The organism is Acidovorax sp. (assembly GCF_047607405.1).
Taxonomy (GTDB): Bacteria; Pseudomonadota; Gammaproteobacteria; order Burkholderiales; family Burkholderiaceae_C; genus Acidovorax.
Map to the genome: position 1 here is coordinate 72,503 of NZ_JASGDA010000001.1, position 15,606 is coordinate 88,108.

General features: G+C 68.3%; 17 protein-coding genes. 12 read left to right on the forward strand and 5 right to left on the reverse strand.

The window, feature by feature from the left end; genetic code table 11:
* Positions 1 to 63 precede the first annotated feature (63 nt).
* Complete coding sequence (gene ubiA / locus QM569_RS00390; RefSeq protein ID WP_414985233.1) at positions 64 to 930, reverse strand: 4-hydroxybenzoate octaprenyltransferase; 867 nt, start codon at positions 928 to 930, stop codon at positions 64 to 66.
* 144 nt (positions 931 to 1,074) lie between these two features.
* Here ubiA and QM569_RS00395 point away from each other — a divergent pair, with 144 nt between their 5' ends.
* Genes QM569_RS00395 through QM569_RS00410 form a run of 4 tightly spaced genes read left to right on the forward strand, consistent with a single transcriptional unit; the run spans position 1,075 to position 7,120 of the window.
* Positions 1,075 to 4,491 carry a response regulator gene (locus QM569_RS00395; RefSeq protein WP_414985234.1) on the forward strand — a complete coding sequence of 1,139 codons (3,417 nt, stop codon included), beginning with the start codon at positions 1,075 to 1,077 and terminating at the stop codon, positions 4,489 to 4,491.
* Positions 4,492 to 4,515: 24 nt separating this feature from the next.
* The gene (locus QM569_RS00400; RefSeq protein WP_414985235.1) at positions 4,516 to 5,352 is read left to right on the forward strand and encodes a CheR family methyltransferase; all 837 of its coding nucleotides are present in this window, start codon (positions 4,516 to 4,518) and stop codon (positions 5,350 to 5,352) included.
* On the forward strand, positions 5,349 to 5,957 hold the full coding sequence (locus QM569_RS00405) for a chemotaxis protein CheB (protein WP_414985236.1): 609 nt from the start codon (positions 5,349 to 5,351) through the stop codon (positions 5,955 to 5,957). The genes QM569_RS00400 and QM569_RS00405 overlap by 4 nt, the downstream gene beginning before the upstream one ends.
* Positions 5,957 to 7,120 (forward strand): ATP-binding protein, encoded by a 1,164-nt coding sequence (locus tag QM569_RS00410; RefSeq protein WP_414985237.1) that lies wholly within the window; start codon positions 5,957 to 5,959, stop codon positions 7,118 to 7,120. Before QM569_RS00405 ends, QM569_RS00410 begins: the two co-directional genes overlap by 1 nt.
* A gap of 21 nt (positions 7,121 to 7,141) precedes the next feature.
* Here the strand turns inward: QM569_RS00410 and QM569_RS00415 are convergent, their stop codons facing one another.
* The 3 genes from QM569_RS00415 to QM569_RS00425 form a co-directional block, all read right to left on the reverse strand.
* Complete coding sequence (locus QM569_RS00415) at positions 7,142 to 7,510, reverse strand: response regulator (RefSeq protein WP_414985238.1); 369 nt, start codon at positions 7,508 to 7,510, stop codon at positions 7,142 to 7,144.
* A gap of 140 nt (positions 7,511 to 7,650) precedes the next feature.
* On the reverse strand, positions 7,651 to 8,166 hold the full coding sequence (locus QM569_RS00420; protein WP_414985239.1) for a Dps family protein: 516 nt from the start codon (positions 8,164 to 8,166) through the stop codon (positions 7,651 to 7,653).
* A 49-nt stretch (positions 8,167 to 8,215) separates the two neighbouring features.
* The gene (locus QM569_RS00425; protein ID WP_414985240.1) at positions 8,216 to 9,181 is read right to left on the reverse strand and encodes a LysR substrate-binding domain-containing protein; all 966 of its coding nucleotides are present in this window, start codon (positions 9,179 to 9,181) and stop codon (positions 8,216 to 8,218) included.
* Positions 9,182 to 9,528: 347 nt separating this feature from the next.
* Between QM569_RS00425 and QM569_RS00430 the strand changes: the two genes are divergently transcribed.
* The 8 genes from QM569_RS00430 (at position 9,529) to QM569_RS00465 (ending at position 15,078) form a co-directional block, all read left to right on the forward strand.
* A complete protein-coding gene (locus QM569_RS00430) occupies positions 9,529 to 10,032 on the forward strand; it encodes a gamma-glutamylcyclotransferase (protein ID WP_414985241.1) in 504 nt (167 codons plus the stop codon).
* A 66-nt stretch (positions 10,033 to 10,098) separates the two neighbouring features.
* On the forward strand, positions 10,099 to 10,989 hold the full coding sequence (locus QM569_RS00435) for an ABC transporter substrate-binding protein (RefSeq protein ID WP_414985242.1): 891 nt from the start codon (positions 10,099 to 10,101) through the stop codon (positions 10,987 to 10,989).
* 76 nt (positions 10,990 to 11,065) lie between these two features.
* A complete protein-coding gene (locus QM569_RS00440; RefSeq protein WP_414985243.1) occupies positions 11,066 to 11,929 on the forward strand; it encodes an amino acid ABC transporter permease in 864 nt (287 codons plus the stop codon).
* Positions 11,930 to 11,933: 4 nt separating this feature from the next.
* Positions 11,934 to 12,725, forward strand: a complete 792-nt coding sequence (locus QM569_RS00445; RefSeq protein WP_414985244.1) for an amino acid ABC transporter ATP-binding protein — start codon at positions 11,934 to 11,936, stop codon at positions 12,723 to 12,725.
* A 3-nt stretch (positions 12,726 to 12,728) separates the two neighbouring features.
* Complete coding sequence (locus tag QM569_RS00450) at positions 12,729 to 13,181, forward strand: VOC family protein (RefSeq protein ID WP_414985245.1); 453 nt, start codon at positions 12,729 to 12,731, stop codon at positions 13,179 to 13,181.
* A 19-nt stretch (positions 13,182 to 13,200) separates the two neighbouring features.
* On the forward strand, positions 13,201 to 13,851 hold the full coding sequence (locus QM569_RS00455) for a GntR family transcriptional regulator (protein ID WP_414985246.1): 651 nt from the start codon (positions 13,201 to 13,203) through the stop codon (positions 13,849 to 13,851).
* Between the two features lie 3 nt (positions 13,852 to 13,854).
* Positions 13,855 to 14,157: a hypothetical protein gene (locus QM569_RS00460; RefSeq protein WP_414985247.1), complete on the forward strand. Its 303-nt coding sequence runs from the start codon at positions 13,855 to 13,857 to the stop codon at positions 14,155 to 14,157.
* Between the two features lie 24 nt (positions 14,158 to 14,181).
* Positions 14,182 to 15,078, forward strand: coding sequence for a DMT family transporter (locus QM569_RS00465; RefSeq protein WP_414985248.1), 897 nt, complete (start codon positions 14,182 to 14,184; stop codon positions 15,076 to 15,078).
* Here QM569_RS00465 and QM569_RS00470 read toward each other — a convergent pair.
* A partial coding sequence (locus QM569_RS00470) for a TolC family protein (protein WP_414985249.1) occupies positions 15,042 to 15,606 on the reverse strand: 565 nt, incomplete at its 5' end. The genes QM569_RS00465 and QM569_RS00470 overlap by 37 nt on opposite strands.

The window sequence follows — 15,606 nt, forward strand, 5'->3', positions numbered from 1 at the left end:
CCTCGTTTGTACTTGGCGAGAGCCCTCCGCCCTCGGTTCTGGCATTGCACCAGTAATTGCATACTATGCGAAACTCAAAATAACGCCTAGAAACAAAGTGACACCCACCCAGTGGCTCTTGCTGAATGCCTTGAAACAGTCCTCGCGCCTGCGGCGGCGAATCAGCGTGTAGTGCCACACCACCTGGGCGGCGGCCCCAGCCAGCCCCAGCGCGAAGCGCCAGCCGCCCACCAGCGGCCACAGCGCCCAGGCCGTGAGCGCCAGGCACAGCACAAAGAAGGCCATGACAGCCGCCACGTCGAAGCGCCCGAGCGTGATGGCCGAGGTCCGGATGCCGATCTTGAGGTCGTCGTCGCGGTCCACCATGGCGTATTCGGTGTCGTAGGCCAGCACCAGGCACATGTTGGCGAGCCACAGCACCCAGGCCGTGGCCGTCACCTCGCCGCGCACGGCGGCGAACGCGATGACGATGCCGAAGTTGAACGCCAGCCCCAGGAACGCCTGCGGCATGGCGAAGAAGCGCTTGGTGAACGGGTACAGGATGGTGACCAGCACGGCAGGCACAGACCAGGCCACGGCCTCCCAGCGCGTGGTCAGCACCAGGCCCAGCGAGACCAGCGCCAGCGCCACGCCCACCAGCAGTGCCTCCTTCACGCTGACCAGGCCGCTGGTGATGGGGCGGTGCGCGGTGCGCTTGACGTGGCGGTCGAAGTCGCGGTCGGCGATGTCGTTGATGCAGCAGCCGCTGCTGCGCATCAGGAAGGTACCCAGCACGAACACCGCCAGCAGGTGCCAGCCGGGAAAGCCCCCTGCCGCCACCCACAGCGCGGTGAGCGTGGGCCACAGCAGCACCAGCCAGCCAGCGGGGCGGTTGAAGCGTATGAGGTCGAGGTACAGGTCGAGACGGCTGCGCGGAAGATCGGACGGCATGCGGCGGCAAGGGCAGAAGGATCGCAAAAGGGCCGCCTGGGTCGGCGGGTTGCGGGACTGTAACAGCCGGTTCCGCGCCGCACCCCGGCAGGGGCGCAAACCCGGTACAGTCGTTCGCATTTCCACCCCACGGACCTGCACCGCATGCCCCGATCCCCGAGCACACAGGCCGCCGCCAGCTTCGCCGTCCCCCGCACACTGGTCGCGGGCTTCACGGTGGCGGCCCTGGCCACCCTGGTCATCGCCCTGGCGAACTTCCGCGCATCCGAAATGCGTGCCGACGCCGTAGCGGCCATGGACCGCTCCGCGATGGCCATGCGCCAGCTCAACCTCGTCACGTCCTCGCTCAAGGACGCGGAGACCGGCCAGCGCGGCTACCTGCTGACGGGCGACATTGCCTACCTGCAACCCTACCAGCTCGCGCTCACCGCGCTGGAGCGGCAGCTGGCGGCGCTCAAGGCCAGCGCGGCCGACGAGCCCGCGCAGCGCCGGATGGTGACGCAGCTCGACGATCTGTCCCGGCAGAAGCTGCGCGAGCTGCACGACACCATCGCCCTGGTCCAATCCGGTGACCGGGAGGCCGCCATGGCCATGGTGCGCAGCAACGCGGGCAAGAACCTCATGGACCGGGTGCGCGACCTGGCGGCGGACCTCTTGACGCAGCAGAGCCAGCAGCTGGAGTCGCGCCGCCGCGGCTGGGAGGATGCCTCCATCACCTCGGCCTACTACTCCTGGGGCGGCTCGCTGGTGCTGCTGGCGCTGATCTGCATGTCGGCGGCCATGACCGCGCGCGAATACCGTGCCAAGGCACGGCAGTCCTGGGTGTCCGCGGGCCTGACCGGGCTGGGCCAGCGCCTGCAGGGGGACCACCGGCTCGAAGACATCGGGCAGCGGGCCCTGGACTACCTGGCCAGCTACCTCAAGGCCCAGGTGGGCGCGGGCTACGTGGCCGACCCGGGCGGGAGCTTCACGCTGTTCGGCGGCTACGCGCTGCCGCGCGAGCGGCTCACGCAGGCCCTGCTGGCTGGCGAAGGGCTGGTGGCGCAGGCCGCGCGCTCGCGCACGCTGCTGCATGTGCGCGACGTGCCTGCGGGCTATCTGCCGGTGACTTCCGGCACGGGCCAGGCCAGCCCCACCGAGCTGCTGGTGGCCCCCGCCATGGAGAACGGCAGGGTCTATGCCGTGATCGAGCTGGGCTTTCACCGCCCACTGGACGAGGCCGAGCGCAGCCTCGTGGAGCGCGCCTCGGAAATGCTGGCCATCGCCATCCGCGCGGGCATGGACCGCAGCCGCCTCGAAACGCTGCTGGAGCAAACCCAGCGCCAGTCCGAGGAACTGCAAGCCCAGCAGGAGGAACTGCGCGTGAACAACGAGGAGCTGCAGCAGCAAAGCCGCATCCTGCAGGAGTCGCAGGCGCAGATGGAGTTGCAGCAAACCGAGCTGGAGCAGACCAACGCCCACCTGGAGGAGCAGACCCAGCAGCTGGAATACCAGCGCGAGCAGTTGCTGCGCGCCCAGAGCGCCTTGACCGACAAGGCGCGCGAACTGGAGCAGGTCAGCCAGTACAAGAGCGAGTTCCTGGCGAACATGAGCCACGAGTTGCGCACGCCGCTGAACTCCACGCTGATCCTCGCCAAGCTGCTGGCCGACAACAAGCCCGGCAACCTGAGCGCCGAGCAGGTGAAGTACGCGCAGACCATCCACGCGGCGGGCAACGACCTGCTGGCGCTCATCAACGACATCCTGGACCTGTCCAAGATCGAGGCCGGTCAGGCCGAATTGACGATAGAGCACGTGCCCATCGCCCAGGCCCTCCAGGCCCTGGTGGAGCCGCTGCGCCCGCTGGCCGAGGAAAAGGGCCTGGCGCTTACTGCCAGCGTGGCGCCCGACGTGCCCGCCGCGCTGGAGACGGACCCCATGCGCCTGGGCCAGGTGCTCAAGAACCTACTGTCCAACGCGCTCAAGTTCACCGAGCAGGGTTCGGTGGCGCTGCACGTGTCGCGCAACCCGGACGACACGCTGTCCTTCGCGGTGCGGGACACGGGCATCGGCATCCCGGCGCACCAGCAGACGCTGATCTTCGACGCCTTCCGCCAGGCCGACGGCAGCACCCACCGCAAGTACGGCGGCACGGGGCTGGGCCTGTCGATCTCGCGCGACCTGGCGCAACTGCTGGGCGGTCGGATCACGGTACACAGCGCGCCGGGCGAAGGCAGCGTGTTCACGCTGGTGCTGCCCCTGCAGGCCCCCACGCGGCAGGAACCCCAGCCGCCGACGCCAGCGCCCGCTCCAGTGGCCGCACCTCCCCTGCTGGCTCCGCAACCGGTGGCCGCCGCATCCGCGCCCACCGCCCTGCCTGCCACGCCCGGCAGGGGGCGCAGCATCCTCGTGATCGAGGACGACGAGCGCTTCGCCCAGATCCTGCGCGACCTCGCCCTCGAAATGGACTTCGACTGCCACGTGGCCCACAACGCCGCCGACGGCCTGGCGCTGGCCGTGCAATGCCAGCCCAGCGCCATCGTGCTGGACGTGAACCTGCCCGACTTCTCGGGTCTGGGCGTGCTCGACCAGCTCAAGCGCAACCCCGCCACGCGGCACGTTCCCGTACACGTGGTGTCGGTGGCCGACTATTCGCAGGAAGCCCTGGGGCGCGGCGCCGTGGGCTACGCGCTCAAGCCGGTCAAGCACGAGGAGCTGGTGCAGGCCTTCCAGCGCCTGGAAGCCAAGTTCACGCAGGACCTGCGCCGCGTGCTGGTGGTGGAGGACGACGAGCGCCAGCGCGAGAGCGTGCGCCAGCTGCTGCGCCGCGACGGGGTGGAGATCGTCTGCGCGGGCACCGCCGCCGACGCGCTCGGCCACCTGCGCGGCGCCACCTTCGACTGCATGGTGATGGACCTGAACCTGCCCGACCTGAGCGGCTACGAGCTGCTGCAGCAGATGACCGAGCAGGACGGCGTGGCGTTCCCGCCCGTCATCGTGTACACGGGCCGCGCGCTCTCGCGCGACGAGGAACTGCAACTGCGGCGCTTTTCCAAGTCCATCATCGTCAAGGACGCGCGCTCGCCCGAGCGGCTGCTCGACGAGGTCACGCTGTTCCTGCACCAGGTCGAGTCCGAGCTGTCGCCCGAGCACCGGCAGATGCTGCAGGTCGCGCGCAGCCGTGAATCGGCCCTGGAAGGCCGCACGGTGCTGGTGGTGGAAGACGACGTGCGCAACGTGTTCGCGCTCTCCAGCATCCTGGAGCCCACGGGCATCCGCGTGGAGATCGCGCGCAATGGCCGCGAGGCGCTGGACGCGCTGGCCCGCGCGGACGGCGGCGCCAGCCCCGCCATCGACCTCGTGCTGATGGACATCATGATGCCGGAGATGGACGGCTACACCGCCATGCGCGAGATCCGCAGCCGTCCCGAATGGCGCCGCCTGCCCATCATCGCGCTCACCGCCAAGGCCATGAAGGACGACCAGGAGAAGTGCCTGGCCGCCGGCGCCAACGACTACATCTCCAAGCCGCTGGACGTAGAAAAGCTGCTGTCGCTGGTGCGCGTGTGGATGCCCAAGTAGCGCGCCGCACACGGAGAACGTGCCATGCCCGACCGCAAAGCGCGTACCGCCGAGATCGAGCAACGCCTGCTGATCGACGCGATCTACCACCGCTACCACTACGACTTCAGGGGCTACGCCCAGGCGTCGCTCAAGCGGCGGCTGCACGCGGCCCTGCCGCAGTTCGACTGCAAGACGCTGTCGCAATTGCAGGATCGGGTGCTGCACGACCCGGTCGTGTTCTCTGCGCTGCTGCAGTACCTCACGGTGCAGGTCAGCGACATGTTCCGCGACCCAAGCTACTTCCAGTCGCTGCGCCGCGAAGTGGTACCGCTGCTGCGCACCTACCCGTCGCTCAAGGTCTGGGTGGCGGGCTGCAGCACCGGCGAGGAGGTGTATTCGCTCGCCATCCTGCTGCACGAGGAGGGCCTGCTGGAGCGCTCGCTGATCTACGCAACCGACATCAACCCCCACGCGCTGCGCGCCGCCGAGTCGGGCGTGTTCGACCTGGAGCGGGTACCGGCCTTCACCGGGAACCACGCGCGTTCGGGCGCGCGCAGCTCGCTGTCGGACTACTACATGGCGCGCTATGGGCGCGTGGTGTTCGACAAGGCGCTGCGCGAACACATTGTCTTCTCCGACCACAGCCTCGCCACCGACAGCGTGTTCGCCGAGGTACACCTGGTCTCCTGCCGCAACGTGCTGATCTATTTCGAGCGCGAGTTGCAGGACCGCGCCCTGGGGCTGTTCCGCGAGGCGCTGTGCCACCTGGGGTTCCTGGGCCTGGGCTCGAAGGAGTCGCTGCGCTTCTCGGCGCATGCGGAGGCGTTCGGCGAGTTCGTGGCCGACGACCGCATCTACCGCAAGAAGGCCGCCCGGTGAGTGCAGCACTGCGCCCGCAGCCGCGTCGGCAGGCTTACTCCGCCATCGTGGTGGGCGGGTCTGCGGGCAGCGTCGAAGCCCTGGCGGTACTGCTGCCCGCGCTGCCCACCACGCTGCGCAGCGCCGTACTGGTCGTGCTGCACCTGCCGCGCGACCGCAGCAGCCTGCTCACGCAGATCTTCCACACGCGCTGCGCCCTGCCCCTGCAGGAGGCGCAGGACCACGACGCCATCGAACCGGGCAGGGTGTACTTCGCTCCGCCGGACTACCACCTGCTGGTGGATGTCGGCCCCCGTGCCGCCCTGTCGGTGGACGCGCCGGTTCACTATTCGCGCCCGTCGATCGACGTGCTGTTCGAATCCGCCGCCGACCTGTACGGCTCGCAGCTGGTCGGCATTCTGCTGTCGGGCGCCAACGAGGACGGCGCGCTGGGCCTGGCGCACGTCCGTGCCATCGGCGGGCTGACCATCGTGCAGGATCCCGCCACCGCTGCCATGCCTGCCATGCCCCAGGCCGCACTGGCGCGCTCCGCCGCCGACCACATCCTGCCGCCGGAGGGCATCGCTGCCCTGCTGGCGCAACTTCACTACCGAAACCTGCTTTGATGCTCCCACCCATAACCCACCCGCCACCCCACTCCGCGCCCCGTGCCGAGCGCATCAAGTGCCTGCTCGTCGATGACGTGCCCGAGAACCTGATCGCACTCGAAGCGCTGCTGCAGCGCGACGACATCGAATTCCTGAAGGCGCAGTCCGGCCCCGAGGCGCTGGAGCTTCTGCTCGACCACGGCGACATCGCCCTGGCGCTGCTCGACGTGCAGATGCCCGGCATGAACGGCTTCGAGCTGGCCGAGCTGATGCGCGGCAGCGAGCGCACGCGGCACGTTCCGCTGATCTTCATGACTGCAGGCTCACGCGAGCACAACTGGCAATTCAAGGGCTATGAGAGCGGGGCCGTGGACTTCCTCTACAAGCCCATCGACCCACACGTGCTGACAACCAAGGCCCAGGTGTTCTTCGAACTGCACCGGCGCAAGCAGGCGCTGGCCCACGAACTGCGGGAGCGTACCGAAGCGCTGCGCATCAACGAGATGTTCATGGCGGTGCTCAGTCACGACCTGCGCACGCCGCTCATGTCGATCACGGCAGCCGCTACCGTCATCAAGCGCCAACCCGGCTCGGACAAGGTGGGCGCCATGGCCGACCGCGTGCTTGCAGGCAGCCAGCGCATGGGCAGCATGATCGAGGACCTGCTGGATGTCACACGCATCCGGCAGGCCGGCGGCCTGGCGCTAAAAAAGGGCCCGACCGACATGGGGATGCTGGTGCAACGCGCGCTGCGCGAGATCCAGGTTGGCTTTCCGGACAGCCGCATCGAATGCAGCGCCGAGGGGGACCTGGCGGGCGTGTGGGACGGCGAGCGCCTGTGCCAGGTCGTGTCCAACCTCGTCGGCAACGCGGTACACCACGGCGCGCAGGATCAGCCGGTGCGTGTGGCGATGGACGGCCACCGCGCCGACGCCGTGGTGCTGGAAGTGTCCAACGGCGGCGGCATCGCCCCAGAGCTGCTGCCCAGCCTGTTCGACCCGTTCCGGGGCCGCGAGCGGCCAGCGGGACGGCACCAGGGCCTGGGGCTGGGCCTGTACATCGTTCAGCAGATCGTGCGCGCGCACCAGGGGTTCATCCAGGTGTTTTCGCAGGACGGCACGACGCGCTTTCGGGTGGAATTGCCCCGTGTAGTGGACGCACCCGCCGAAAGAGGCGTTTGAAATGGGCTCCGCAGCGCTTGTTCAGGCCACCGGGCGCCGCAGCGCCGTGTGGATGGAGTCCAGCAGCGCATCCAAGTCTTCCAGGTCGAAGGGCTTGAGCAGGGTCCGCACGTTAGGGCCCCAGGCCGCAGGGTAGTTGCCCAACTCGTAGCCGGAACACAGCACCACCCAGCGCTGCGGGTCGGCTTCGAGCATCCTGCGCGCGAGTTCCGTTCCGGGCATGCCGGGCAGGCTGACATCCGAGACCAGCACGTCGAAGGGCTGGCGCGCGTCCAGTTCCAATGCCTCCTCGGCCGTCGCACACGGGGTTACGGTCCGGCCCTCGCCTTCCATCAGCATGCCGATGGTTTCGCGCAGTTCGGGGTTGTCTTCAACGTAAAGGATTCGCATGGCTCATGGTGGGTTCGACCCGGCACCTCCTTGGGCAGGCGGCGCCGACAATGCCTGCTCATGCGCACGGAGACCCGCGCGCCATGCAGGACAAGGCACACTTGGCGCACGCCCGCCGACGGGATCGGCGGGCGGCGCTGTCACTCTTCCAGCAGCGAACGCAGCATCCACGCCGTCTGCTCATGCACCGTGAGGCGCTGGGTCAGCAGGTCGGCCGTGGGCTCGTCGCTGGCCTTGTCGGCCAGGGGCAACAGACCGCGCGCGGTGCGCGCCACGGCCTCGTGGCCATCCACAAGGATGCGCACCATTTCCAGTGCCTTGGGCGGCTTGGCGGGTGCATCGGGCACCGTCGCCAGCTTGCCGAACTCCGCGTACGAGCCGGGAGCCACATGACCCAGCGAGCGGATGCGCTCTGCAATCGGGTCCACCGCGTTCCACAGCTCGGTGTACTGCGCCATGAACATGGCGTGCAGAGAATTGAACATGGGGCCCGTCACATTCCAGTGGAAGTTGTGCGTGGTGAGATACAGCGTGTAGGTGTCGGCCAGCACGCGCGACAGGCCCTGGGCGATGGCGGCGCGATCCTTGTCGCTGATTCCGATGTGGATGCCGGGGGCTGCGGTCTTGGGGGCTGTGGTTTTGGGGGCCTTTGCCATGGGGTGCTCCTTCTTCGGTTGAGAGAAAACTGTCACTGTATGCCGAACATCAAGACAAGCGGTTGACACCGGGTAATTCGCACGCATATACCGCGTTGCGCAACGCCGCGATGGCCTCGTAGCGCGTGAAGCTGCGCCGCCACGCCAGCACCACGCGGCGCATGGGCGGCGGGCTGCCATCGTCTTCGGCGATGGGCAGGTAGCGTACATAGGTTTCGTCGCTCTTGCGGCGGCGCGACACCGTCAGCAGCGCATCGCGCGGCACCGACAGGCGCGGCACCAGCGTCACGCCCATGCCCGCAGCCACCATGTGCTTGATGGTTTCGAGCGACGAGCCCTCGAACGACTTGCGGATGCCTTCGGCGTTGCTGGAAAAGCGCGCGAATTCCGGGCAGACCTCCAGCACGTGGTCGCGGAAGCAATGGCCCGCGCCCAGCAGCAGCATGGTCTCGTTCTTGAGCTCGGCAGTGCTGACCGACACCTTGCCTGCCAGCGGGTGCGAGCTGGGCACGGCCGCCATGAAGGGCTCGTCGTACAGCGGTGCCATGGCCAGGCCCGTGTCGGGGAAGGGCTCCGCGAGGATGGCACAGTCGATCTCGCCCGTGCGCAGCATCTCCAGCAGCTTCACGGTGAAGTTCTCCTGCAGCATCAGCGGCATCTGGGGCGTGCGACCGATGGCCTGGCGCACCAGCTCCGGCAGCAGGTAGGGGCCTATGGTGTAGATCACGCCCAGCGTGAGCGGCCCGGCCAGCGGGTCCTTGCCGCGCTTGGCGATCTCCTTGATGGCAGCCGCCTGCTCCAGCACGCTCTGCGCCTGGCGCACGATCTCCTCGCCAAGGGGTGTGACCGATACCTCGCCCGCGCTGCGCTCGAAGAGCTTCACGTCCAGTTCTTCCTCGAGCTTCTTGATCGCGACCGACAGCGTGGGCTGCGAGACGTAGCAGGCGTCCGCCGCGTGGCCGAAATGCTTCTCGCGCGCCACGGCCACGATGTACTTGAGTTCGGTGAGGGTCATGAATAGGTTCTGTGCATTGTCGCCAGTTTCCATCATGAACTGATTTGGCAGCAGACGGTGTGAAGGCCCCAAAACCCATGACCCGTATCCGGCGACCCGCTGTATTCCGGTGCATCCATGCACCAGCCGCGAACTTCGCGGGCCTGCGATTCCTGGTGAAAACCCTAGAACCTGACCCCAGGAACAATGCATACCATGCACATTCGTTGAAATATACGAATACATATACGAAACAATCCCCAAAGACGGCGCGATGGCGCTGGCATAGCTTTTGCGTTGCTCGTATATGAAGACATATATCTTGTCTTGACCATCGCTGTCCCCCAACCCTCTCAAGAAAGGCATCCATGCTCTATTACTTCGCATACTGCACCTGGCTCAACGACCCCGAGATCCGCCGCTACTGGCCCAACACCAAGGCCATCACCAAGGGCTATGCCGCCAACCACCGCCTGCAGTTCCACGCTGCGGGCGACCGCTCGGACCGTGGCTGGTGCCACCTGAACGGCGTGTCGGACGCGCACGGCGTGAACGCGCTGGGCGTGGTGTTCGAGCACGAGCCGCACCAGTTCAACGAGGACTACGACGACTTCGAGCGCTTCTTCCTGACCGTCCACGGCGACGACGGAAAAGCCTACGATTGCTGGACCTACCGCCTGAGCAACCCCGGCATGGCCATGCGCCCGCCCAACTTCTACTGGGACCACATCCCCGCCGGCCTGAAGGCGTGGCAGTTCCCCGCCGAGTACATCGCCTCGGTGCAGGCCACGTACGACGCCGCCGCGCCCTGCCCGCGCGCTGACCGCCCCAACCCGTCCGCCATCCCCGGCAAGTCGGCCGACAGCCGCTGACCTGCCACGCCCACGCGACACCCACCGCCAACCGCCTCTTTTTTCTTTTTTTCCAAGGAAATCACCATGAGCACCCTGATACGTCACCTCCGCAGCGGCGCCCTGCTGCTTGCCGCCGCTGTTCCGCTGCTGGGCATGGCCCAGACCAAGACCGTTCCTGCGGACGTGCTGGCAATGATTCCGGCAGAGATCAAGGCGCGCGGCGCGCTGCGCGTGGGCTCTCAGCAGACCTTCCCGCCCGTCGAGTTCCGCGAGGCGGGCAAGACCGAGGTCACCGGCGCGAGCCGCGACCTGCTGGTCGAGATGGCCCAGCGGCTGGGCCTGAAGATCGAATACGTCCAGGCCGAGTACGCGGCACTGATCCCCGGCCTGGAGGCCGACCGCTTCGACATGGCCTCGGGCGGCATCAGCGACACCGAGGAGCGCGAGCAGAAGGTGGACTTCGTGAACTACATGTTCTCGGGCGGCAGCATCCTGGCGCTGGCGGCCAACACGGACAAGCTGGACACCATCGACGACTTCTGCGGCAAGGGCGTGGCCACGCTGCTGGGCAGCCGCGTCATCATGGCGCAGGTGGAAGCCGCGTCGGAGCGCTGCGTCAAGGCGGGCAAGGGCCCGATCCGTGCCGAGCAGCTGCCCTCCGCGCCCGACGCGCGCATGCAGCTCGACCTCAAGCGCGTGGACGGCTACCTGGGCGACTTCCCCGCCCTGGTGTACATGAGCCAGCAGTTCCCGGGCCGCTACCGCATCGTGGGCGGCAACTACATGCTCACGCAGTACATCACGTCCTGGGCCTTCGCCAAGAACCGCACGGGCCTGCGCGACGCGGTGCAGAAGGCCACGCAATCCATGCTGGAAGACGGCACCTACAAGAAGCTGCTCGACAAGTGGGGCGTGGGCGGAGCGGCCCTGCCCGCAATCAGCATCAACCTGCCGTCCTCCAAACGGACCAAGTAACCGTGAGCCACGGCAGAGGCCCATCCCCCAGGGCCTCTGCCGTCAGGCTCTCCACATTCCACACCGGAGCCGTCGCGTGACCCTCGCTACCCCTTCCGACAACCCTGCCGTCGGCGCAACCCCGCGCCGCGTGGTGCATCGCCGCCACTGGGGCCCCTGGATCTTCGCGGCCCTGGTGCTGCTGGCACTGGCCCTGCTGCTGCAGGCCGCCATCCGCGCCAAGGTGATGGACCTGTCCATCGTCGGCGAATACCTGTTCAGCCGCCTGGTGCTCGAAGGCGCCATCAATTCGCTGATGCTGGGCACCACGGCGCTGTTCCTGGCCGCGGGCGTCGGCCTGGTGGCCGCGCTGATGCGCGTGAGCGGCAACCCCATCCTCACCGCGTTCTCGTCCACCTACGTCTACCTGTTCCGCGGCACGCCGATGCTGATCCAGTTGATCTTCTGGTTCAACGCATTCCCCATCATGTTCCCTCAACTGCACATCGCCATCCCGTTCACGAACTGGGTGCTGGTCGATGCGCAGATGACCCAGGTCATCACGCCCCACGTCGCCGCGCTGATTGGCCTGAGCCTGGCCGAGGGCGCCTACATGGCCGAGATCATCCGCGGCGGCTTCCTGGCCGTGGACAACGGCCAGCGCGACGCAGCGCGCGCCATCGGCATGTCGCAGGGCCTGCTGATGCGCAAGGTGGTCATTCCGCAAGCGGCGCGCATCATCGTGCCTGCGGCGGGCAACCAGTACATCCTGCTGCTCAAGTCCACGTCGCTGGCCTCGGCCATCGGCTACCTGGAGCTGCTGCGCATCTCCACCGACATCTACGCCGCCAACTTCCACGTGGTGGAACTGCTGGCGGTCGCCGGGTTCTGGTACCTGGTGATGACGGCCTTCGCCACCGTGCTGCAGACCGCGCTCGAAAAGCTCTTCCCCCACCGGTAGCCCCATGACGACGCCATCTCCCAACCCCATCGCCATCCAGCTCGATGGCGTGACCAAGTACCGCGGCGCGCAGTGCGTGCTGCGCAACGTGACCGCCGAGATCCCGCGCGGGCAGATCGTGGCCGTGCTCGGCCCTTCGGGCGCGGGCAAGTCCACGCTGCTGCGCTGCGTGAACCACCTGGAGACCATCGACGGCGGTCGCATCGTCGTCGATGGCGGCCTGGTGGGCTACCGCGAGCGCGGCGATGCGCTGCTGCAACTGAGCGACCGCGAGATCAGCCTGCAGCGCCGCACCACCGGCATGGTGTTCCAGAGCTTCAACCTGTTTCGCCACATGACGGTGCTGGACAACGTCACGTCCGGCCCGCTGCACGTGCTGGGCCGCCCCAAGGCCGAGGCCCGCACCCAGGCCCTGGCGCTGCTGCGCCGCGTGGGGCTGGAAGAAAAGGCCAACGTCTATCCGCACCAGCTCTCGGGCGGGCAGCAGCAGCGCGTGGCCATTGCGCGCGCCCTGGCCATGGAGCCCACCGTGATGCTGCTCGACGAGCCCACCAGCGCCCTCGACCCCGAGCTGGCGCAAGAGGTCGTCGCCGTGATCCGCCAGCTCGCCGAGGACGGCATCACCCTGATGATGGCCACGCACGAGATGTCCCTGGCGCGCGACTTCGCCGACCGCGTGCTGTTCATGGTCAACGGCGAGATCGTCGAGGACGTGATGCCCGCGCGCCGCTTCTTCGAAGGCCCCGCGAGCGAGCGCGGGCGCCAATTCCTGTCCCACCACCTGGCCGCCCACTAGCCTATGTCCCAACACCCCTTCCAGCAGCTGCACCACGTCTGCATCGTCGTGCATGACCTCGACAAAGCCGTCGCCTACTACGAAAGCCTGGGCATGGGCCCCTGGTTCGACTACCCCAAGGGCCGCCATCCCTACGTGACCTTCGAGGTGCCCAACAAGGAGGCCTCGGACGCCATGCGCTACAAGTGCCTGGACCTGGGCAACGTCCAGCTCCAGCTGTGCCAGCCGCCGCTGCTCGATTCGCCCCAGCGCCGCTTCCTGGACACGCACGGCGAGGGCGTCTATCACCTGGGTTTCGAGGTGCCCGACTGCGACGTGGCCGAGGCCCACGCGCGCCAGGTCGGCGTGGGCATCACGGCACGGGGCCGCCGCACCGATCATTCCGGCTTCACCTATTTCGATACCCGGTCCGGCGCCGGCGTGGTGCTGGAAGTGCGCACCACGTCCGCCGGATAGCCCTCGCATTGCCCGCGCCATGATGCTTGCCCGCCCCGCCGCTGCCTCCATCGCCACCGATGTCTATCAGCAGTTGCGCGACAAGATCCTGTCGCACGAAGCCAGGCCGGGAGACCGCCTGATCGAGGACGACATCTGCGCGCAGTTGTCGGCGGGCCGCACCCCCGTGCGCGAGGCGCTGCTGCGGCTACAGGGCGAAGGGCTGGTGAGCCGCCACCGGGGCTGGATGGTGGGCAACGGCGCGCCGCTGGCATTCCGCAGCATCTTCGAGGGCCGCATGGCCATCGAGGGCTACGCCACGCGCCTGGCCGCCGAGCGCGCCACGCCCGAGGATCTGGCGTACCTGCGCGACCTGCTCGTGCAGATGGACGCAGCAGAGTCCGTGTCACGCAGCGAAGTCAGCCGCCTGAACCGGCTGTTCCACCGCCGCCTGGTGGCGCTGTCGGACAACACTTACTTCGTGGAACAGCACGAGCGCACGCAGTTCCACTACTGGAGCCTGCGCCTGCCGGTGATCTTCGCGCAGGACCAGCTGGCGCACTCGAACGTGCAGCACGCCGACATCCTGCATGCGCTGGAGCAGCGCAACGGTGACCTGGCCGAGCAGCTCACGCGCAAACACATCGCCACCACCATGCGCATCGTGGCCGATGCGCTGGAAGAGCGCTGACCCATGGCAGACACCCCCGTCCGCGTGCTGCACGCAGGCGCCAGCCACCTGTACCCCGGCGTGCGGCTCGGCGGCCCGGCGGTGCAGGACTGGCCGCTGTGGCAGGCAGGCGATGCCGTGCTGGTCGAGTTCGCCGACCTGACCACCGGCCAGGGCACGGTCGAGGCCCCCGCCCCCGGCGGCTGGCAGGTGCGCGTTGCCGCGCGCACCACGGCCAAGGGCACGGCGACGGCGGCGAAAACCTGGTGGCTGGCCCCCCATCCCAGCCAGCCGGGCCAACTGCGGGTGCGCCGACCCGCGCGCTGAACAACCAACCCTCTCCCCCAAAAAATGCCCGCTCCCAACGCCATGGGCAGCCTGCTCCTCATCGGAGCCATGGCCAGCTTCTCTCTCTCCGACGCCCTGGTGCAGCGCGCAGGCAGCGGCCTGCAGTCCGCGCACCTGGCCTGGCTGCGCTACGTGCTGCTGCTGCTGTCCACGCTGCCCCTGCTGGTGCGCAACCCGTCCCTGGCGCGCAGCAAGCGCCCCGGCGTGCAGGTGCTGCGCGCGGTGGGACTCGTGGGGTCGGCGGTGCTGTTCCTGCAAGGGCTCAAGGCCCTGCCCATCGCCGACGCCACCGCGCTGGTGTTCGCGTCACCGCTGTACGTGACGCTGCTGTCCGCCCTGCTGCTGCGCGAACCCGTGGGCCTGCTGCGCAACCTGCCGGTGATGCTGGGCTTCACGGGCGTGCTCATCGTCGCGCAGCCGGGCGGGGCAGGGTTCAACGCGGCCATGCTCTACCCCATGCTCTCGTCCATGGCCTGGGCCACCTCCGTGATCTGCACGCGCCTGCTGAGCGACTCCGACTCCGCCACCACCACCATGCTCTACTCCGCCGCGCTGGGCGTGGTGGCGCTGTCGCCCACGCTGGGCACCGCCGACGCCGCCGCCGTGGCGGCCCAGTGGCCCTGGCTGCTGGCCATGGCGGTCGCCTGGTGCATGGCGCAGTGGATGGTCATACTGGCCTACCGGCTGGCGCCGCCGGGCGCCATCGCGCCGTTCTCGTACTCCCAGATGCTGTGGGCCGCCATCCTGGGCTGGCTGATGTTCAGCCAGGTGCCCAGCGCGCGCACCGCCGTGGGCATGTCCGTCATCGCGCTCAGCGGCGTGATGGCGGCGTGGATGGCGAACCGACCGACATCCGCTCCCGCCTATTCGGGCCGCCAGCCGCCGCCCAGCACCCTGTAGAGGTCCACGGCTGCCGTGAGGCGCGCCTGGCGCATCTGCGCCAAGGCGTCCTGCGCGCTGAACAGCGTGCGCTGCGCGTCGAGCACGGTCAGCAGCGTGTCCACGCCCTCGCGGTAGCGCAGCTCGGCGAGCTGCAGCGTGCGCTGCGCCTGGGCGACCACCTCGCGCTGTGTGCTTTCCTGGCGCTCGCTGGTGGCGGCGTTGCCCAGAGCGTCCTGCACTTCCTTGAGCGCGCCGCGCACGGCGCTGGCATAGGTCTCGACCAGCACCGCGCGCTGGGAACGGACGGATTCCACCTGCAGCTCCTTGCGCCCGCCGTCGAACAGGCTTTGCACCAGCGATGCCGCCAGCGACGCACTGCCCGTGGCCCCGGCCAGACTCAGCAGCGCCGCGCTGCCCACGCCGCCGCCCGCCGACAGTGCAATGCTGGGCAGCAGGGCGGCGCGCGCGGCGGCCACGTCGGCATCGGCTGCGGCCAGGCGGGCCTCGGCGGCGCGCAGATCGGGGCGGCGGGCCAGCAGCGCCGAC

What these genes read in the sequence shown, in the direction of transcription:
- QM569_RS00415 (WP_414985238.1), bottom strand. Translation starts at nt 7,510, where the DNA reads ATGCGAATCCTTTACGTTGAAGACAACCCCGAACTGCGCGAAACCATC.
- QM569_RS00430 (WP_414985241.1), top strand. Translation starts at nt 9,529, where the DNA reads ATGCTCTATTACTTCGCATACTGCACCTGGCTCAACGACCCCGAGATC.
- QM569_RS00460 (WP_414985247.1), top strand. Translation starts at nt 13,855, where the DNA reads ATGGCAGACACCCCCGTCCGCGTGCTGCACGCAGGCGCCAGCCACCTG.
- QM569_RS00400 (WP_414985235.1), top strand. Translation starts at nt 4,516, where the DNA reads ATGCCCGACCGCAAAGCGCGTACCGCCGAGATCGAGCAACGCCTGCTG.
- ubiA (WP_414985233.1), bottom strand. Translation starts at nt 930, where the DNA reads ATGCCGTCCGATCTTCCGCGCAGCCGTCTCGACCTGTACCTCGACCTC.
- QM569_RS00435 (WP_414985242.1), top strand. Translation starts at nt 10,099, where the DNA reads ATGAGCACCCTGATACGTCACCTCCGCAGCGGCGCCCTGCTGCTTGCC.
- QM569_RS00455 (WP_414985246.1), top strand. Translation starts at nt 13,201, where the DNA reads ATGATGCTTGCCCGCCCCGCCGCTGCCTCCATCGCCACCGATGTCTAT.
- QM569_RS00410 (WP_414985237.1), top strand. Translation starts at nt 5,957, where the DNA reads ATGCTCCCACCCATAACCCACCCGCCACCCCACTCCGCGCCCCGTGCC.
- QM569_RS00395 (WP_414985234.1), top strand. Translation starts at nt 1,075, where the DNA reads ATGCCCCGATCCCCGAGCACACAGGCCGCCGCCAGCTTCGCCGTCCCC.
- QM569_RS00445 (WP_414985244.1), top strand. Translation starts at nt 11,934, where the DNA reads ATGACGACGCCATCTCCCAACCCCATCGCCATCCAGCTCGATGGCGTG.
- QM569_RS00450 (WP_414985245.1), top strand. Translation starts at nt 12,729, where the DNA reads ATGTCCCAACACCCCTTCCAGCAGCTGCACCACGTCTGCATCGTCGTG.
- QM569_RS00420 (WP_414985239.1), bottom strand. Translation starts at nt 8,166, where the DNA reads ATGGCAAAGGCCCCCAAAACCACAGCCCCCAAGACCGCAGCCCCCGGC.
- QM569_RS00465 (WP_414985248.1), top strand. Translation starts at nt 14,182, where the DNA reads ATGCCCGCTCCCAACGCCATGGGCAGCCTGCTCCTCATCGGAGCCATG.
- QM569_RS00425 (WP_414985240.1), bottom strand. Translation starts at nt 9,181, where the DNA reads ATGACCCTCACCGAACTCAAGTACATCGTGGCCGTGGCGCGCGAGAAG.